The 17,824-nt window shown below is 72.8% G+C and carries 16 protein-coding genes; 9 read left to right on the top strand and 7 right to left on the bottom strand.

From position 1 onward, the window contains the following. Positions 1-5: 5 nt before the first annotated feature. A complete protein-coding gene (locus ABZO31_RS29650) occupies positions 6-974 on the bottom strand; it encodes a GDP-L-fucose synthase family protein (RefSeq protein ID WP_406864391.1) in 969 nt (322 codons plus the stop codon). 113 nt (positions 975-1,087) lie between these two features. Here ABZO31_RS29650 and gmd point away from each other — a divergent pair, with 113 nt between their 5' ends. The 3 genes from gmd (at position 1,088) to ABZO31_RS29635 (ending at position 5,797) form a co-directional block, all read left to right on the top strand. Next, entirely contained in the window at positions 1,088-2,101 is a 1,014-nt protein-coding gene (gmd, locus tag ABZO31_RS29645) for a GDP-mannose 4,6-dehydratase (RefSeq protein ID WP_406864389.1), read from the top strand. 206 nt (positions 2,102-2,307) lie between these two features. Further along, positions 2,308-5,028, top strand: a complete 2,721-nt coding sequence (locus ABZO31_RS29640) for a LamG-like jellyroll fold domain-containing protein (protein ID WP_406864388.1) — start codon at positions 2,308-2,310, stop codon at positions 5,026-5,028. 82 nt (positions 5,029-5,110) lie between these two features. Further along, on the top strand, positions 5,111-5,797 hold the full coding sequence (locus ABZO31_RS29635; protein WP_406864387.1) for a hypothetical protein: 687 nt from the start codon (positions 5,111-5,113) through the stop codon (positions 5,795-5,797). On the opposite strand, the gene ABZO31_RS29630 is transcribed toward ABZO31_RS29635, so the two are convergent. Together ABZO31_RS29630 and ABZO31_RS29625 are read right to left on the bottom strand one after the other, a co-directional pair. After that, the gene (locus ABZO31_RS29630; RefSeq protein WP_406864386.1) at positions 5,794-6,936 is read right to left on the bottom strand and encodes a glycosyltransferase; all 1,143 of its coding nucleotides are present in this window, start codon (positions 6,934-6,936) and stop codon (positions 5,794-5,796) included. The two genes, ABZO31_RS29635 and ABZO31_RS29630, sit on opposite strands and share 4 nt — an antisense overlap. Next, on the bottom strand, positions 6,933-7,469 hold the full coding sequence (locus ABZO31_RS29625; protein ID WP_406864385.1) for a WcaF family extracellular polysaccharide biosynthesis acetyltransferase: 537 nt from the start codon (positions 7,467-7,469) through the stop codon (positions 6,933-6,935). The genes ABZO31_RS29630 and ABZO31_RS29625 overlap by 4 nt, the downstream gene beginning before the upstream one ends. Positions 7,470-7,608: 139 nt before the next feature. On the opposite strand from ABZO31_RS29625, the gene ABZO31_RS29620 reads away from it, so the two are divergent. Then, complete coding sequence (locus tag ABZO31_RS29620) at positions 7,609-9,120, top strand: hypothetical protein (RefSeq protein WP_406864384.1); 1,512 nt, start codon at positions 7,609-7,611, stop codon at positions 9,118-9,120. Here ABZO31_RS29620 and ABZO31_RS29615 read toward each other — a convergent pair. From ABZO31_RS29615 to ABZO31_RS29605, 3 genes are read right to left on the bottom strand one after another with little or no spacing between them, the layout of a single operon-like run. Beyond that, positions 9,093-10,337 (bottom strand): hypothetical protein, encoded by a 1,245-nt coding sequence (locus tag ABZO31_RS29615; protein ID WP_406864383.1) that lies wholly within the window; start codon positions 10,335-10,337, stop codon positions 9,093-9,095. The two genes, ABZO31_RS29620 and ABZO31_RS29615, sit on opposite strands and share 28 nt — an antisense overlap. After that, complete coding sequence (locus ABZO31_RS29610; protein ID WP_406864381.1) at positions 10,334-12,130, bottom strand: lipopolysaccharide biosynthesis protein; 1,797 nt, start codon at positions 12,128-12,130, stop codon at positions 10,334-10,336. The genes ABZO31_RS29615 and ABZO31_RS29610 overlap by 4 nt, the downstream gene beginning before the upstream one ends. Continuing rightward, the gene (locus ABZO31_RS29605; protein ID WP_406865524.1) at positions 12,127-13,329 is read right to left on the bottom strand and encodes a glycosyltransferase family 4 protein; all 1,203 of its coding nucleotides are present in this window, start codon (positions 13,327-13,329) and stop codon (positions 12,127-12,129) included. The genes ABZO31_RS29610 and ABZO31_RS29605 overlap by 4 nt, the downstream gene beginning before the upstream one ends. 213 nt (positions 13,330-13,542) lie before the next feature. Here ABZO31_RS29605 and ABZO31_RS29600 point away from each other — a divergent pair, with 213 nt between their 5' ends. Beyond that, on the top strand, positions 13,543-14,055 hold the full coding sequence (locus tag ABZO31_RS29600; RefSeq protein ID WP_406864380.1) for an adenylyltransferase/cytidyltransferase family protein: 513 nt from the start codon (positions 13,543-13,545) through the stop codon (positions 14,053-14,055). Here the strand turns inward: ABZO31_RS29600 and ABZO31_RS29595 are convergent. Further along, positions 14,015-14,737 (bottom strand): CDP-alcohol phosphatidyltransferase family protein, encoded by a 723-nt coding sequence (locus ABZO31_RS29595; RefSeq protein WP_406864379.1) that lies wholly within the window; start codon positions 14,735-14,737, stop codon positions 14,015-14,017. The genes ABZO31_RS29600 and ABZO31_RS29595 overlap by 41 nt on opposite strands. 138 nt (positions 14,738-14,875) lie before the next feature. On the opposite strand from ABZO31_RS29595, the gene ABZO31_RS29590 reads away from it, so the two are divergent. The 4 genes from ABZO31_RS29590 (at position 14,876) to ABZO31_RS29575 (ending at position 17,751) form a co-directional block, all read left to right on the top strand. After that, positions 14,876-15,232, top strand: a complete 357-nt coding sequence (locus tag ABZO31_RS29590) for an ArsR/SmtB family transcription factor (RefSeq protein ID WP_406864378.1) — start codon at positions 14,876-14,878, stop codon at positions 15,230-15,232. Positions 15,233-15,312: 80 nt separating this feature from the next. After that, a complete protein-coding gene (locus tag ABZO31_RS29585; RefSeq protein ID WP_406864377.1) occupies positions 15,313-16,590 on the top strand; it encodes an MFS transporter in 1,278 nt (425 codons plus the stop codon). Continuing rightward, complete coding sequence (locus ABZO31_RS29580) at positions 16,577-17,365, top strand: TIGR01458 family HAD-type hydrolase (RefSeq protein WP_406864376.1); 789 nt, start codon at positions 16,577-16,579, stop codon at positions 17,363-17,365. The genes ABZO31_RS29585 and ABZO31_RS29580 overlap by 14 nt, the downstream gene beginning before the upstream one ends. Next, positions 17,365-17,751 carry a hypothetical protein gene (locus ABZO31_RS29575; RefSeq protein ID WP_406864375.1) on the top strand — a complete coding sequence of 129 codons (387 nt, stop codon included), beginning with the start codon at positions 17,365-17,367 and terminating at the stop codon, positions 17,749-17,751. The genes ABZO31_RS29580 and ABZO31_RS29575 overlap by 1 nt, the downstream gene beginning before the upstream one ends. Positions 17,752-17,824 lie beyond the last annotated feature (73 nt).

The raw sequence follows: 17,824 nt of genomic DNA, 5'->3' as shown, positions 1-17,824 counted from the left end.
TGACGTCAGTTCTGTTCCCGCCACCAGGAGTAGGTGGCCGCGACGCCGTCCCGCAGCGCGATCTGCGGCTTCCAGCCGAGGGAGGTCAGCCGGGTCACGTCGAGCAGCTTGCGCGGCGTGCCGTCGGGCCGGCTGGTGTCCCAGGCGAGCCGGCCCTCGAAGCCGGTCACCTCGGCGACCGTCTCGGCGAGTTCACGGATCGTCAGGTCCTCGCCGCAGCCGATGTTGACCGGCTCGTCGCCGTCGTAAGAGCGCAGCAGCACGGCGCAGGCCGCGGCGAGGTCGTCGACGTGCAGGAACTCCCGGCGCGGAGTGCCGGAGCCCCAGAGCGCGAGCTCGTCCAGGCCGGCCTCGCGGGCCTCGTGGAAGCGCCGGATCAGCGCCGGCAGGACGTGCGAGGTCTCGAGGTCGAAGTTGTCGCCGGGGCCGTACAGATTGGTCGGCATCGCGGAGATGTAGGCCGCGCCGTACTGCTTCCGGTACGACTGCACCTGCACGATGCCCGCGATCTTGGCGAGCGCGTACGCCTCGTTGGTCGGCTCCAGGGGGCCGGTGAGCAGCGCGTCCTCGGTGATCGGCTGCGCGGCGAGCTTGGGGTAGATGCAGGACGAGCCGAGGAACAGCAGCCGGCCGACGCCGGCCGCGTGCGCGCCCGCGATCACGCTCAGCTGGATCCGGAGGTTCTCCTCCAGGAACTGCACGGGGTACGTGCTGTTGGCCATGATGCCGCCGACCTTGGCGGCTGCCAGGACCACCGCGTCCGGCCGGGTCTCGCGCAGGTAGGCGGCGGTGCGCGCGGCGTCGCTCAGGTCGAGTTCGGCGCGGGTGCGGGTGAGCACCTCGTGGCCGTCCGCGGTGAGCCTCCGGGCGACCGCGGAGCCCACCAGTCCGCGGTGTCCGGCGACGAAGATCCGGGCCCGCTCGGGCAGGTACGACGTCGTTGCGCTCGTCGAATCAGTCATGACCCGGATCATGCCAGGCCCGAACGGACCGCAGTACGGCAGATCCGATTTTTCTCCATGGACCATCACATAACCGCAGGATGCGGACCGGCTGGGGGCCGGCCCGTACGGGAGGGGCATCACGCATGAGCAAGACCGCACTCATCACCGGCGTCACCGGGCAGGACGGCTCGTACCTGGCCGAACTGCTGCTCTCCAAGGGCTACACGGTGCACGGCCTCGTCCGCCGGTCGTCGAGCTTCAACACGGAGCGGATCGACCACATCTACCAGGACCCGCAGCAGGCGAACCGATCTTTCGTGCTGCACCACGCGGACCTGTCGGACGGGGTGGCGCTGGTGAACCTGCTGCGGGACCTCCGCCCCGACGAGGTGTACAACCTGGGCGCGCAGTCCCATGTGCGGGTCTCGTTCGACGCGCCGTTGTACACCGGTGACGTGACGGGTCTCGGCGCGCTGCGGCTCCTGGAGGCGATCCGGGCGAGCGGGATCGACACCCGGATCTACCAGGCGTCGTCCTCGGAGATGTTCGGCTCCACTCCCCCGCCGCAGAACGAGCAGACCCCGTTCCACCCGCGCAGCCCGTACGGCGCGGCGAAGGTCTTCGGCTACTGGACCACGGTCAACTACCGTGAGGCGTACGGGATGTTCGCGGTCAACGGCATCCTGTTCAACCACGAGTCCCCGCGCCGCGGCGAGACCTTCGTGACCCGGAAGATCACCCGCGCGGTGGCCCGGATCAAGGCCGGCCTCCAGGACAAGCTGTACCTGGGCAATCTCGACGCGGTGCGGGACTGGGGGTACGCCCCCGAGTACGTGGACGCGATGTGGCGGATGCTGCAGCAGGACGAGCCGACGGACTACGTGGTGGCCACCGGAGTCCCGGCGACGGTACGGCAGTTCGTGGAGACGGCCTTCTCGCACGTGGGCCTGGAGTGGGCCGATCACGTCCGCTACGACCCCAAGTACGAGCGCCCCAGCGAGGTCGACGCGCTGATCGGTGACGCCTCGAAGGCCCGCGATCTGCTCGGCTGGAAGCCGGAGGTGCAGGTGGAGGAGCTGGCCCGGATCATGGTGGACGCCGATGTGCGCCAGGTGGAGGACCAGTTGGCGGGCGTGACGGTGCGCATCGACCGCTGAGCCGGAGGTTCCGCTTCGGGACATCCACACGCGCACGGTACGGAATTGGTCAAGTGGCCGTATCCGGTCGTCATTTCGTCGTACAGTGCGCATTCACCACATGGCACGTGCATCGCTTCACGCCACTGCACCGCGCCGCTGCTTCACGCATTGCTTCACGCACTGCTTCACGCCACATTGACTGGGCTCAATCGCCTGGGGGGAACATGCGTAGATCCTGGGGGCTGTCCGCTGCCCTCGTCCTGACCGTCGCGGCCGGAGCCGGGGGCTCCCTGGCCCCGACGGCCGCGGCACTGACGCCGCCGGTGGCCTTCACCGCGGACGATCTGCCGACCTGGCAGACCAACGGCATCGTCTGGGCGATGGCCGAGGCGAACGACACCGTCTTCGTCGGCGGCACCTTCTCCGAGGTGCGGCCGCCCGAGGGTGGTTCCGGCACTCCGAAGAGCGCCGTCAACTTCGTCGCCATGAACGCGGCGACGGGTGCACCCACCGACTGCACCCTCTCCTTCACCGTCGGCAGCGGCACCGCGACCGTGCGGGCCCTGACGGTGTCGCCGGACAAGAAGACCCTGTACGCGGGCGGCTACTTCGGCGCGGTCAACGGCACGCCGGTCAGCAGCCTCGCCGCGATCGACATCGCGACCTGCACCCCGAAGGCGTCCTTCACGCCGTCCTTCCCGGCCACCGTCCGCGCGCTCGCCGTCACCGACACCACCGTGTACGCGGCCGGCGACTTCGGCACCGTCGAGGGCCAGACCCGCGAGCGGTTCGCGGCCGTCACCACCTCCGGCGCGCTGCTGCCGTTCACCGCGAACGCGGACGAGCCGGGCCGCGCGATCGAGGTCACCCCCGACGGGCAGCACGTGCTGCTGGGTGGCGACTTCTTCGCGGTGAACGGGGCCAACTCGCACGCCCTGGCCGTGGTCAACGCCACCACCGGCGCGGTCACCAAGGCCTACCCGAACGGCTGGATCCCCTCCAACTCGGTCGTCAAGGACATCGAGACGGACGCGACCGGCTTCTACACCGGAAACGAGGGCACCGGCGGCGGCGTCTTCGACGGCCGGATCGCGCTCAACCTGAGCGACTTCGAGCAGCGCTGGCGCGACACCTGCCTCGGCGCGACCCAGGCGGTCCGCTCGTACGAGGGCGTGCTGTACAGCGCCTCCCACGCGCACGACTGCTCCAGCGTCGGCGAGTTCCCGGACGGGCGGCGCTACCACCTGCTCGCCCAGCCGACCACGTCCGTCGGCAAGCTCGGCTGGTTCCCGGACACCAACGACGGTCTGGGCGAGGGCATCGGCCCGCGCACCATCGCCGTCTCCGGCACCGGTTCCACCAAGTACATGTGGATCGGCGGCGAGTTCACCACGGTCAACGGCGCCGCGGCGCAGGGTCTGACCCGCTTCGCCTCCGGCCCGGACACCGGCGCGCCGACCGTCCCGGTCGCGAGCGCCGAGGCCGTCACCCCGGACGCGGTGCAGGTCCGCTGGCGCTCCAGCCTGGACCTGGACGACAGCAAGCTGACGTACAAGGTCTACCGCAACGGCTCCGGCACCCCGGTGGCCACCGTGGACGGCGACTCGCTGCACTGGTCGCGGCCGCAGGTCTCCTTCAAGGACACCAACGTGACGCCGGGTCAGACCTACAGCTACCGGGTCACCGCCGGTGACGCGGACGGCAACACCAGCGCGTTCTCCGCGACCTCGACCGTCACCGTCCCGACCTCGGCGCAGCCGTACGCCTCCCGGGTCGTCGCCGACGGCGCGAGCCTGTACTGGCGCTTCGACGAGTCCACCACGCCGTACGCGGCGGACTCCTCCGCCGGCGACAACAGCGGTCTGTACGTTAACGCCCCGACCCTCCGCCAGACCCCGGCGGCCGTCACCGGCCCGTCCACCGCGGTCGCGCTCAACGGCACGGACGAGCAGATCTACAGCGACAAGCGGCAGAACGTGACCGGGGCGTTCACCGTCGAGGCCTGGATCAAGACGACCACCACCCGTGGCGGCAAGATCATCGGCTTCGGCAACAACACCACCCGCAACAGCGGCAACTACGACAAGCACCTGTACATGACCAACACCGGCCAGCTGGTGTTCGGCGTGTACAACGGCAGCACCCGCACGCTGTCCACCCTGGGCTCGTACCGGGACGGTGCCTGGCACCACGTGGTCGGCACGCAGAACGCCTCCGGCATGACGCTGTACGTGGACGGTCAGAAGATCGCCTCCAACACCGTCACCGGGAACCAGCAGTACGCCGGTTACTGGCACGTCGGCGCGGACAACCTGAGCGGCTGGCCGCTCCGTCCGACCAGCAACTTCTTCGCCGGCCAGATCGACGAGGCCGCGGTCTACCCGAGCGCGCTCAGCGCCACGCAGGTCGCCCAGCACTACAACCTCGCCAAGGCCCCGGCCGACACCGTCTCGGTGGTCACCGCCACGGACGACACGTACGCCAACGCGGGTGCGCCGTCCACCAACTACGCCACGTCCAGCTCGCTCGCGGTGCGCGGCACCTCCGCCTACGAGTCGTACCTGCGCTTCACGCTCCCGTCGGCCCCGGCCGGCACGGTGCTGAAGAGCGCCCGGCTCGCGGTGAAGACCACCACGATGACCGGGGCGGGCTCCGCGGACAGCCAGACGGTCAAGCCGGTCACCGGCACGTGGACGGACACCACGCTCACGTACAACAACCGTCCCGCGCTCGGCGCCGACACGCTGGGCACGCTGACGGGCGCGGTGGAGGGCTCGACTGTCTATTCAGCCAGTCTGGACCCCTCCAAGCTGTCCGCCGCGCTCGGCGGCTCGTACAGCATGGCGCTGACCAGCACCGGCACCGACCCGCTGTGGCTCTGGTCCACCGAAGCCTCGGCCGCGGAGGGCACCCCGCAGCTGGTGCTCACCTTCGGCGCCCCGTAGTCCGGGTGCCGCGCGACACGCAATGAACAGGATGCGGGGCCCGGCCGTCCGGGCCCCGCATCCACGTATCACGGGAGTCCCCATGCATCGTCCTCACCACCGCCGGCCGGCGGCCGTCGCGGCCCTGCTGGCCGCCGCGCTGCTGACGGTGTCCGCCTGCTCGTCCGACGGCGACAAGCCGGCCGCCGGACCGCGGGCCACGAAAAGCCCCGCCGTCCCCGACCGGCAGATCGAGACCGAACCCACCGCGCCCGCCACCGCGAGCCCGTCCCGGCTGCCCTCGGACCAGGCGCTGCCGGACGGCGAGATCAAGCCGGTCACCGGCTCGTTCACCGAGCGGCAGAAGGAGTACCTGAGCGGCCGGGTGCCCAAGTCCATGGACCCCGCGGCCGTGCTGCAGACAGGCGAGGAGTCCTGCCAGCGGATCACCCGCACCGCCAAGCGCGACAAGGACGCGGCGATCGGCGCGATCATCGCCGGCGACGTCCCGAACGCCGAGGACGCGATCACGCACTTGTGCCCGCAGCAGAAGCCGCTGCTGGCCACCGCCGCCACCGGCTTCCCCGACGGCACGGTCACACAGCCGAAGCCCGGCACGTACCGGGCCCTGACCACCGACCCGTCCTGCACCTGGCGGGCCCTCGGCAGCAACGGCAAGGTGCTCGCCTCGGGCCCGTCGACCGGCGCCGACGGGCCCGTGAAGGCCACGATCCCGTCGGGCACCCGCGAGTTCGTCTCGACGAGCTGCTACGCCTGGCTCCCGGCCTAGCGGCCGCCCCGGCGCACCGCCGTCCCGTACACGTCGAGCAACGTGTCGAGGACGGCGTCCATCGAGAACGCCTCCGTCGCGAGCTTTCGGGCCGCCACGGAGGCGGTCTCGTTCTCGGACGGTTCCAGCAGGTCGAGGACGGCCGGGGCGAGTCCGTCGGCGTCGTCGACGACGCGTCCGGCGCCCGCCCCGGAGATGTCCCGGGCCAGGCCGTTGGACGTGGTCACCACGGCGGGAGTGCCGACCGACAGCGACTCCAGGACGGACATCGGGAACGGCTCGTCCACCGACGGCAGCACGTACACGTGCGCCCGGCGCAGCTCCTCGAGCATCCGCTCGGACGACAGCGCCCCGGGCCGGCTGATCCGGTCCTCCAGACCCAGCTCGGCGATCAGCGCGTCCACACCGGCCCGCTCCCCCTCGTCGGGCCCGGCGAGCACGAACTCGGCGTCCGGGTGCCGGCGCAGGATCTCCGGCGCGGCCGCCACGAAGTCGCGCGGCCGCTTGCGGGACTGGAGCCGGGCCGCGTACAGGATCCGCGGCGGCCCGGACGGCGCCGGCCGCGCCTTCTGGGCCGGCACGCCGTTCACGAGGCGTACGGACTGCTCCAGGAGACCGCCCACCACCGCGTCGAGCCCCTTGCGCTCGTGCCCGGTGAGATACAGGACGGCGGAGGAGCGGCGCAGCACCCGGCGTACGGCGACGGCGTCGAGGACCTTGGCGAGCAGCTTGTCGCTGGGGTCGACCATGCCGTGCGTCTGCAGCACCAGCGGCCGGCCGGCGCGGAGCGCGGCCAGGGCGACCGGCAGGGTCACCAGGTCGCGGGCGAGATGGACGTGGACGACGTCGGCGTCCCGGACCAGACCGTGCGCCCCGGCGAGCAGCGCGGGCGAGGTGATGCCGCTGAAGCCGAGCGGCAGGATCGAACGCGCCGGGTAGAGGCGCGTGGGCACGCCCTCGACCTCGGTCGGCAGCGGCCCGTCGAAGCCGTCGCCGAGGGCGACGAGCCGGGCGGTGTGGCCGCGTCCGGCAAGGCCTCGGCAGAGGTTGAGGGCCACCCGGACCGGGCCGCCGAAGGCGTGCGTCGGGCTGTGCAGGGTGACGGCGTGAAGGACCCTGAGCGGGCGGGCGGCGCTCATGCCGGCACCGGCAGGGAACGGCGCCCGTCGGCGGTGTGCAGGGTCAGCTCCGGCAGGTCGCGCTGGAGTGTCGTCCCGGCCGCGACGACGGCGTGCCGTCCGACCGTGACCCCGGCGAGGACCGTGGCCCGGGCGGCGATCCACGCGCCGTCCTCCACGGTGATCGGCGCGTTGCGGTAACGGAAGTCGGCGGCCCGGTGGTCGTGGCTGCCGGTGCACAGCAGCGCCTCCTGCGAGACGCAGACGTGCGCGCCGAGCGTGACCGGCTCCAGGTTGAGCAGCCAGGCCCCCTCGCCGATCCAGGTGTGGTCGCCGACGGTCAGCTTCCACGGCCACAGCACGCGCACGCGGTGCCGGATCAGGACCCCCTCCCCGATCGTCGCGCCGAACGCCCGCAGCAGTGCCACGCGCAGCCGGGCCGGGCAGAACCACGCCATGAACAGCGTGTTCATCACCGCGAACCACAGCGCCTGCATCAGCTTCGAGCGGCCCTTGTCGTAACCGGCCAAGGTGAAGGCCGGGAGATTCCGCATGAGTTCACCCCCATCGGCGCCTCCCCTGACGCCGAGACGTTCAGACTAACGGTTGACGCAGGGTGACAGGAGGGTCGTCGGTAGACTGCGGCCGGGTGACTTCTCCGGGGGCGGGGATCACGGGAGTTCGGGGGGCGGCATGGCGACGGACGTACGCGGGACGGCCGAGGCCGGTGCGTCCGGCGGGGGCAGGGGGACGGTTCCGCCGATGCTGCTCGCGCCGGCGGTCAAGCCGCGCACGCTGCTGTCCCGGGCCCTGTCGATCCCGCTGGTCCTCGGGCTGACGGTGTTCATGCCGCTGCTGGTGGCGGTGCAGACCGGCGCGGGCGTCCACGACGCCGCGTACTACCTGCAGATCGCGCTCACCATGTACGCCGGGGCCCGGCTCTCGGCGATGATCCTGACCAGTCAACGCAAGCTGCTGCAGGGCTCGTTCTGGCTTTTCGTCTACATGGCGATGGGTGTCGCGCCGCTGGCCCAGGCCGTCCTCGGCCGGGTGCCGACACCGGTCGTCGGACCCCGCTCGGACCTGACCGAGGCGGTGGCGCTGGTCCTCGTCGGCTGCGCCGCCTTCGACGTCGGCTCGCTGCTCGCCCGCGGCCGGCCGAACCGGGTCTCACGCGCCGAGGAGCGCCCGGCGCTGGTGCACCGGCGGCGGCTGCAGCTCCTCGTGCTGCTCGCGTTCGTGGGCAGCGGGCTGTTCGTGGTGAAGCTGGGCGGCCCGGCGGTGTTCTTCTCCAGCCGGCAGGAGATCATCGCCGGCATCGAGGAGGCCGGCGTCTCGCAGGCCGACTCGCAGGCCGGTCAGGCCTTCCTGCGCGGCTTCGGCACCGTACCGGCGCTGATCGCGCTCCTTGTGTACGCCCGCTGGCTGGTGACCTCGCGGTGGGCCCGCGGGCGACCGGGCGTGATCGCGATGTTCCTCGCCCTGGTCGGGCTGAACCTGGTGGTCAACAACCCGATCTCGAACCCGCGTTACTGGTTCCTGACGGTGATGTTCGCCCTGCTGTTCACGGTGTTCCCGAGGAGCGCGGCGATGTACCGCTCGGCGCTGAGCCTCGGCGTGGTGATGGCGCTGATCGTGTTCCCGTTCTCCGACCGCTTCCGCTATGACGAGAAGAACTACAAGCCGGTCGAGACGACGTCGGTCCTGGAACCGCTGGCGATGAAGGACTACGACCAGGTCGGCATGTTCGCCAACACCATCACGTTCGTCGAGTCCGGGGCGCGGCACCGGTACGGCCGTCAGCTGGCGGGCTCCGTGCTGTTCGCGGTGCCCCGGTCGGTGTGGCCGGGCAAGCCCCGCGACACGGGCGTGATGGTCGGCCAGTGGATGGGCGCGGTGAACACCAATCTGTCGTCGCCGATCTGGGCCGAGCTGTGGATCGACTTCGGCGCGGTCGGGATGGCCGGCGGGCTGATGGTCCTCGGGTACGGGGCGGCGCGGGTGGACCGCCGGTTCGCCCGGCGCGGCACCCGGCGCGCGCCGCCGGGCAGTCTGATCTCGGTCGTGGTGCCGCTGGTCGCGGGCTACTCGTTCATCCTGCTCCGCGGGCCGCTGCTGCAGGCCTCGGGCCGGGTGGCCATCGCGCTGATCTGCATCCTGCTCGTGATGACCTGGCGTCAGGACAAGCGGGCGCTGCTGCGCTGATCCTCCACCGGCTCCGGTGCGGCCGCCTCCGGGCGGGTACGGGCGACCTTCGTCCAGGCGGCGACCGCCTTCAGCGCGGAGCCGGCGGCGAGGCCCCAGGCCGCGCCGAGGACGCCGCCCACGGCGTACCCGCCGAGCATCAGGGCGACGGACAGCAGCGAGAAGACGACCTGCACGGACAGGGTGGCCTTCGGGCTGAGGACCCGCAGGGTGACGAGGGCGCAGGTGCCGAGCGCCATCACCGCGTACTGCGCTCCGCTCGCGGGCAGCAGCGCGGACGCCGACTGCCAGGTGGCGCCGAGGAGTTCGCGGCCGTACCGGTCCGGCAGGGCGGCCAGTACGGCGGCCCAGCCGGAGGCGACGAGGCAGAGCACCCCGCCGAGCGCGACGGCCGCCCTGACCGTGCCGCGGCGGGAGCCGGCCCGCCCGAGCAGCGGCGGGCCGAAGGTGTTGACCGAGATGAACAGCACGTTGAGCGGGCCGAACAGCGTCGTCGCGCCACGGAGCGCTCCGACCGCGAGCGGCGCGGCGAACAGGCCGAGGCCGAGCACGGCGAGCTGGCTGGAGCCGTTGCCGACGGCGTACTCGACGACGAACCGCCGCCCGAGGTGGTCGCGCCGCAGCAGCCGCCGCAGATCGGCGCGGTGGCCGGCGACGTACGGCCGGAGCAGCAGCAGGCCGAGGAGGACGGCGGGCAGCGCGGCGAGGCCCCAGACCAGGACGAGCCGGGCGGCGCTCGACGACGGGGGCTGGAGCAGCAGGGCGGGCAGCACGCAGCCCAGGCGCAGCAGGTCGGCGGCGAGGGCCTTGTCCGGGCGGCGTAGTGCGGAGAACGCGTACCGCAGGGCGTCCTGGAGCAGCGTCACGGGCAGGACGGCCGCGAGGGCGAGGAAGGCCCGCCCGGTGCCGCCGCCGAGGAGTGCGCCGAAGGCGGCGAGGCACAGCGCGGCGGCGGAGGACGCGGCGGCGGTGAAGGCGAGGGAGGAGCGGGCGGCGGCGCCGACGGCCGTGTCGTCGCCGCGCTCCAGGACGAGCGTCTGGCCCACGTGGGCCATGTTCAGGCCGAGCAGGACGCCGAAGGTGATCTGGACGAGGGCGAAGTCGGCGAAGCCCGCGGCGGTGGAGACGCGGGCCGCGATCAGCACACAGGCGATGTTGGTGAGGCTGGACGCGGCCTGGTCGAGGACCGAGGCCGCGACCGTGACCGAACGTCTCACCGGTCGCCCGCGTGGAAGTCCTCGGACCGCAGCGAACGCAGCGCGACGGTGTCGGAGTTCTCGCCGCCCCAGACCCGCGGGTCCGGTCCGGTCTCGGACTCGTACTCCTCCTGCTCCTCGGGCTGCTGCGGCCGGGCGGGCCTGCCGCGGGTGCCGCGCCGGCCCTGAGGGGCGGGGGCGGTGGTCTCCCGCGCGGTGGCGGGCTTGGCGGGCTTTGCCTGCTTGCCGGGCTTGGGCTGCTTGGCGGCGGCCTTCACGGCGCGTCGGCCGGCCGGGGTGAACATGACCGCGCCGAGCACCGTGCCGCCCGCGCCGCCGATGAGCTCGCGGATGCGCTGGAGGTCGGTGCGGTGGACGCTGCGCGGATCGCAGACGATGAGCACGCCGTCGACGCGGTCGACCAGGGCCAGCGCGTCGGCGTAGGCGAGGACGGGCGGGGCGAGCACGACGACGGTGGCGTTCGGCGAGTCGGCCTCGGCGATCAGCCGCGTGGTGCGCGGCGAGGTCAGCGCCCGGGCCACGTTGCGGACGCGTTCGCCGGGCACCAGGCCGAAGGAGCCCGACTCGCCGGCGTCGACGGAGAGCCGGCGGCGGCCGGGCCAGTCGCTGTCGTCGGAATCGGCCGGGGCGCTCCAACGGGGCGCCTCGGTGGTGTTGGCGCCCAGCCGGCCGGCGAGCGCGGGGGTGCGCAGATCGGCCTCGATGAGCAGGACGTCCTTGCCGGTCTCGGCGAAGGAGGCGGCCAGGTTGGTGGCGACGGCGGCCGCGGCCTCGCTGCTGCCGCGCGGGGCGACGACGAGCAGCCGGCGGCGGTCGGCGAACCGCTGGTCGTAGGCGAGCCGGAAGGCCACGGAGCGGAACTCCTCGCCCACCCGGGCGTCGGTGTGGTCGCCGGCCAGCAGGGTCTCGGTCGCGCCGCGCGGCAGGGTGCCGAGCACGGGCGCGCGCACGGCGCGGGCGACGTCGCCGGCGGAGCGCGGCGCGGGGTCGAAGACCAGTCGTACCCAGGCGGCGAGCAGGCCGAGGGCGACGCCGACGAGCGCGCCGAGGCCGAGGCTCATGGGCAGGCTGGGGCCGTCGGAGTAGCCGGGCGCGGTGGCGGTGCGGATGACGGTGCCGGCGGACATGTCGAGCGCCTTGAGGGCGCTGACCCGGCCTTCGAGCTCGATCATCCGGTTGGCGAGGTTGGTCTTGGTGCCGTACTCCTCGTCGCGGGCCGTGCCGGCGGGCATCCGGTCGACCAGCTTCACCTGCTTGTCGTGCTTGAGCGACGCCTCGTTGAGCTGGATCTGCAGCCCTTCGAGCATCTTGGCCCGGATGGCCGTCCACTGCTTCTCGCGCAGTTCCAGGTACGCCTCGGTCATCGCGTTGGCGCGGTCCGCGGCGGCCTGCGGCGAGTCGGCGGTGTAGCTGAACTGGAGGACCTGGCTCTGCGGCGGGTTGGTGACCTGCAGGTCCTTCTGCAGCTTGCCGATGGTGCCGGTCCAGCCGAGCTTCTTCGCGGCGCCCTGGGCGACGCTGCTGCTGAGCGCGGTCTGCCGTTCGGAGCCGACGTTGAGTGTCTTGTCCTGCGAAATGCTCGGGTTGAAGGGGTCGTTGACCGGGGCCCGCAGGACCACCTGACTGGTGGCGACGTAGGTGTCGGCGTTGGTGAGGCCGAACCAGACTCCGCCGAGCAGGCCGATGCCGACTCCGGCCCCTATGACCGCGCGATAGCGCAGCAGCTGCTTGAACTGGTCCCGCAGCAGTTCCGGTTCGTCGTCCTCCACCGCCGCTCCGTGCAAGTTGCTCACGTGCTCGGCACCCCCATGGCCTCGTCGATCAGTGCGTCGATCCGGGCCAGTCCGGCCGCCCGGGTCAGATGGGCCTCGACATGGCGGGGTCCCTGGGCGCCGAGTGCGTCGGCGGTGTCCGGATCGCCGCCGAGTCTACGGACCTCGGCCAGCAGTGCGCCGGGGTCCTCGGGTGCGACGAGGACCCCGGCCCCGGAGCGGAGCACTTCGTGCGCGGTGCCGCCCTCGGCGGCGACGGAGGCGACGACGGGCCGGGCCGCCGCGAAGTACGAGGTGAGCTTGGACGGGACGCTCATGTCGAGGACCGAGGCCCGCTGGGTGACGGCGAGGACGTCGGCGGCGGCGAGGACGTCGGGGAACTCGTCGTCGCCGACGGGCTCCAGGAAGTCCAGGTTGGGTATGCCCGCGCCGAGTTCCTCGAGGTGGGCGCGCTGGTTGCCGTCGCCGAGCAGCACGATCCGGACGCCGGGGTCGCGCCGGGCGGCCTCCACGAGGACCTCCAGGCCCTGCTTGAGCCCCATGTTCCCGGAGTGCAGGACGACGGTCTCCTCGCCCCAGCCGAGCCGGGCGCGCGTCTTCTCGCGCGGCGTCGAAGGCCCGGAGACGTGCGACCAGTTGGGCACGAGGCGGATGCGGTCGCGGTCGACGCCCATCGCGGCGACCTTGTCGACGAAGGTCTGGTGGATGACGCCGACGAGGGTGGCCCGGCGCAGCGCGTACGTCTCCGCCTTCGCGGCCAGGGCCGCGGCGCGGTCGCCGCCGCTGATGCCGCTCTGTGCGGCGGCGGCGCCCATCAGGTCCTGGACGACGGGCACGTACGGGACACGCCAGCGGGCGGCGAGCCGGGCGCCGATGATGCCGCCGGCGAGGCTGGGCATCTGGGCGAGCACCGCGTCGGGGCGGGCCATGGCGGGCGGGGCGACGAGGCCGTGGGCGAGGACGCTGGCCTCGAACGCGGCGCGTTTCAGGGCGGTCTGGCGCGGCGGCACGGTGTGCCGGCGGCGGTGGACGAGGACGCCCGCACGTTCCTCGGTGCGCCGCCAGACGCCCGCGTAGGCGGGGTCGAGGGACCAGGAGGGGTAGTGCGGCATGCCGGCGAGCACATGCGTCTCGTGGCCGAGGTCCGCCCAGTGCTCGGCGATCTGGGTGGCGTACGGGCCGATGCCGGCGTGTTCCGGCGCGTAGTTGGTGGACACCATCAGCAGGCGCCGCCGTACCCCCGCCCCCGCGGTCCCGGTGCCTTCGTTCCCCGCCGCATGCGTCACGCGCCGTTCCCTCTCCCCCAGACGTGAACCGGACCTCACCCTAATCGTTCATCCGGTCTGAACGGAATGTGCACGCTATCGTCGTTATCTCCATCGCGCTGGGGAGCGCGAGCAGTTGGGGGTGCTACATGACCGTGGGGGGATTTCGTGACCGCTGACCGTACCGCTGACCGTCCGTACCGTGTGGGTTACGCGCCGGGCGCGTACGACCTGTTCCACATCGGCCATCTCAACATCCTGCGGCACGCGCGCAGCCGCTGCGACTATCTCGTGGCGGGGGTGGTGTCCGACGAGATGGCGGAGCTGGCGAAGGGCCGCCGGCCGATGATCCCGCTGGTGGAGCGGCTGGAGATCGTGCGCAGCGTGAAGTACGTGGACGCGGCGTTCGTGGAGACGGTGCCGGACAAGCTGGAGACCTGGAAGCAGGTCCGGTTCGACGTGCTGTTCAAGGGCGACGACTGGAGGGGCACCCCGAAGGGCGACAAGCTCGAGAAGGACTTCGCGGACGTCGGGGTGGAGATCGTCTACTTCCCGTACACGGTGCACACGTCGAGCACGCAGCTGCGGCGGGCGCTCGACCTCCTGACGCAGGAGGCCGAGCCGGGGCCGGCGGGCGGGGTCAGCGACGGGCTGCGTTCAGTTCCCGGCCCCACTTCATGAGGAAGGCCACGAGGAACACCGCGCTCGCGGCGCCGAGCGCGGTGTAGGCCCAGCGGAACAGGGCGCCGTCGCCGAGCAGCAGGAAGACCAGGCAGAACACGCCGTGGTCGACCGGGAGCAGGGCGACGGCGCGCAGCGTGGAGGGCTGCGGGGCCGGGGTCCCGGGGGCGGGCCTCGGCTTGAGCTTCTCGGTCAGCAGGCCGCCGAAGAAGGTGACGACGGCGGCGAGTTGGAAGCCGAGCGGGACGAGCAGCCAGGCGTCGTCCGTGGTGCCGAAGTGCTCGCGGCCACGGAAGAAGGCGATGAGCACGGCGGTGTGCAGCGCGGTGAGCTTGGCGCAGTCCACCACGTGGTCGAGCCACTCCCCCAGGGGGCTGCCGCCGCCGCGGAGCCGGGCGAGCTGGCCGTCGGCGGAGTCGAAGGCGAAGCCGACGGCGAGCCCGAGCCAGACGAGGACGCCCAGGGTCCAGGAGGGTCCGCCGAGGGCGAGTCCGGCGATCGCCGAGAAGCTGAACAGCGCGCTGATCAGGGTGACTTGATTGGGTGTCAGTCCGAGCGCGTACGACCCGGCGGCGAGGTACCGGCCGACGGGGCGGTTGACGAAGCGGGAGTAGAGCGAGACGCCCTTCGCCGACTTCTGCGCGGATCTCAGCTCGGACAGTGCGGTCCCAACGGTTCCCATGGCCCCCCCGGGTCTCAGGTGTGCGATATGCGTGTGCGTGTGCGGTCCGCGGAACATCATCGCAGGAGACGCGGGGAGGATCGGGGGTGAACGGGACGTGACCGGCGGTTACGGCCGAGACGCGCCTACGATGGGCGGATGAGCGCGAGCGAGAGTGCGGCAGGTGCGCACGGTGTGCAGGAGCGGGCGGCCGGGGAACGGCTGGACGTGGCCGTGTCCGTACTCGCCCTGCTGGCCGACCGGACCCGGCTCGCGCTGTTGGCCGAACTCGGCCGGGGCGAGGCGGACGTGACCACACTGACGGAGGCGTGCGGGGCGGCCCGGCCGTCGGTCAGCCAGCACCTGGCGAAGCTGCGCCTCGCGGGTCTGGTGAGCACCCGCAAGGACGGGCGGCGGGTGGTGTACTCGCTCCGCCACGGCCATCTGCGGCGTCTCGTGGACGAGGCGCTGAACGTGGCCGACCACGAGATCGGGGCGCTGCCGCCGCACGACTGAGGGTGAGTCCTGGTGAGTCCCGGTCGTCGGCTCGGGCACTACAGGTGCACAGGTACGCACATGTTGACTACTCTGGTGTCGTGCCCGCGTTGCCGCGCAACCGCGTCTACCGGCGCCTGTTCGCCGCCCAGGCCGTGGCCCTCACCGGCACCGGCCTGGCGACCGTGGCGCTGAGCCTGCTCGCGTACGACCTCGCCGGACCGCGCGCCTCCGCCGTCCTCGGGACGGCGCTGGCGATCAAGATGGTCGCGTACGTGACCGTCGCCCCGGCGGTGGGCGCGCTGGCCGGCCGGATCCCGCCCCGCACCCTGATGGCGGGGGCGGACCTCGTACGGGCCGGGTCCGCGCTCGCGCTGCCGTTCGTCACCGAGCTGTGGCAGATCTACGCCCTGATCCTGCTGCTCCAGGCCGCGTCGGCGGCGTTCACTCCCACCTTCCAGGCGACGCTCCCCCAGGTGCTGCCCGACGAGCGGGACTACACCCGGGCCCTGTCGCTGTCCCGGCTCGCGTACGACCTGGAGAGCCTGCTCAGTCCGGCTTTGGCGGCGGCGCTGCTCGCCGTCGTCCCGTACCCGTGGCTGTTCGCCGGTACGACGGCGGGTTTCCTGGGCTCGGCCGCGCTGGTGGTGACGACCGTGCTGCCGCGCGCCGCCGGGCCGGATGCGGGGCGCTCCGCCCCGTACGCGCGGGCCGCCCTGGGCGCGCGGCTGTTCCTGGCCACGCCGCGGCTGCGCGCGCTGCTCGCGCTCGACCTCGCGGTCGCGGCGGCCGGGGCGCTGGTGTTCGCCGACACGGTGGTGCTCGTACGGGACCACTTCCAGCGCCCCGCCGAGGCGCTGTCGCTCGCGCTCGGCGCGTACGGCGCGGGCTCCGTGGCCGCCGCGCTGATGCTGCCCCGGCTGCTCGGACGGCGCGGCGACCGGGCGGTGATGCTCGGCGCCGCGGCCGCGCTTCCGGTGCTGCTCGCCGGGGCGGCGGCGCTGGCGGCGGGCGCGCCGGGCACAGGGACGTGGGCCGGGGTGCTCGCGGCGTGGGCGGGGCTCGGGGCGGCCTGCTCCGCCGTGCTCACCCCCGCCGGGCGGGTGATCCGGCAGGCGGCCGCGGAGCCGGAACTGCCGGCCGCGTTCGCCGCGCAGTTCTCCCTCTCGCACGCCTGCTGGCTGCTGACGTACCCGCTGGCCGGCGGGCTCGGGGCGGCGGCCGGGCTGCCGGTCACCGCGGCGGTGCTCGCCGTACTGGCACTGGCCGCGCTGGGCCTCGCCGCGCGGACCTGGCCGCGGCAGGACGGCGCGGGCCGCGTCGCCCGGCTTGCGCGTCCCCACCCGCTGGGCAACGGTCGGTCGTATGGAAGGTCATAGGGGCCCGGGCATCCTGATCGACATCGACGGCGTCCTCACGGTGTCCTGGGAACCGCTGCCGGGCGCCGTGGAGGCGATGACGGCCCTGCGCGACGCGGGGCGGCCGCTCGCGCTGGTCACCAACAACACCTCCCGCACCCGCGCCTCGATCGCGGCGCGCCTGGCCGGGCTCGGCTTCCCGGTGGGCCCGGACGACATCCTCACGGCACCGGCGGCCACGGCCGCGTACCTCCGCGACCGGCACCCGGACGCCCGCTGCCTGCTGCTGACGACGGGCGACGTCCGGGGCGACATGGACGGCATCACGCTGGTGGAGGACGACGGCCGGCCGGATGTGATCGTGCTGGGCGGGGCGGGCGAGGCGTTCACCTACACGGCGCTGAACGACGTCTTCAGGCATCTGGACGGAGGCGCGCACCTCGTGGCCATGCACCGGAACCTGTACTGGCGCACCGCCGGCGGCCTCGACCTCGACACCGGGGCGTTCCTGCTCGGCCTGGAGCGGGCGGCCGGGGTGGAGGCGGTGATCACGGGCAAGCCCTCGGCGGCGTTCTTCGGCGCGGCGCTGGAGCACCTCGGGATCGAGGCGGGGCAGGCGGTGATGATCGGGGACGACGTGGAGTCGGACGTCCTGGCCGCGCAGCGCGCCGGCATCACCGGCGTGCTGGTGCGCACCGGCAAGTACCGCCCGGAGGCGGTACGGGCGGCGGACGGCACACCCGACCACGTCGTGGACTCGTTCGCCGACCTGCCGGCACTGCTGGACGGTCTGTGATGGCCCGGGTGACGGTGCAGGACACCGACCTCGTGGTGCGGCTGAACTGGCGGGAACGCCTCGCCGCCCGCCGCGGCGACATCCGCGTCCCGCTGACGGCCCTGCGGCAGGCGTACATCGAACCGGACTGGTGGCGCGCCCTGCGCGGCGGTCGCGGCCGCGGCCTGTGGATCCCGGACCGGGTGGCCGTGGGGACGCGGGAACTCCCGGACCACACACAGGACTTCACCGCGTTCCGCCCCGGCCGGCCCGTCCTGTGCCTGAACTTCCGCCCCGCCGCGGAGTACGCCCGCATCGCCGTCCAGGACCCCGCCCAGGACGAGGCGCTGCGCGCCCTGACCCCCTTCACCACGGACCCCGGACCGTACCCCGTCTCCGAGCGGTGACCTCGTCAGTAGGGGTAACGCGCGGTGCGACGCCCGGAGTTCCCGCCCGCGCTGTGACATTCCGCCGCCCCTC

The organism is Streptomyces solicamelliae (assembly GCF_045348655.1).
GTDB classification, from domain to species: domain Bacteria; phylum Actinomycetota; class Actinomycetes; order Streptomycetales; family Streptomycetaceae; genus Streptomyces; species Streptomyces solicamelliae.
Note: the sequence above shows the minus strand (reverse complement) of the source record. Positions and strands in the feature narration are given on the sequence as shown.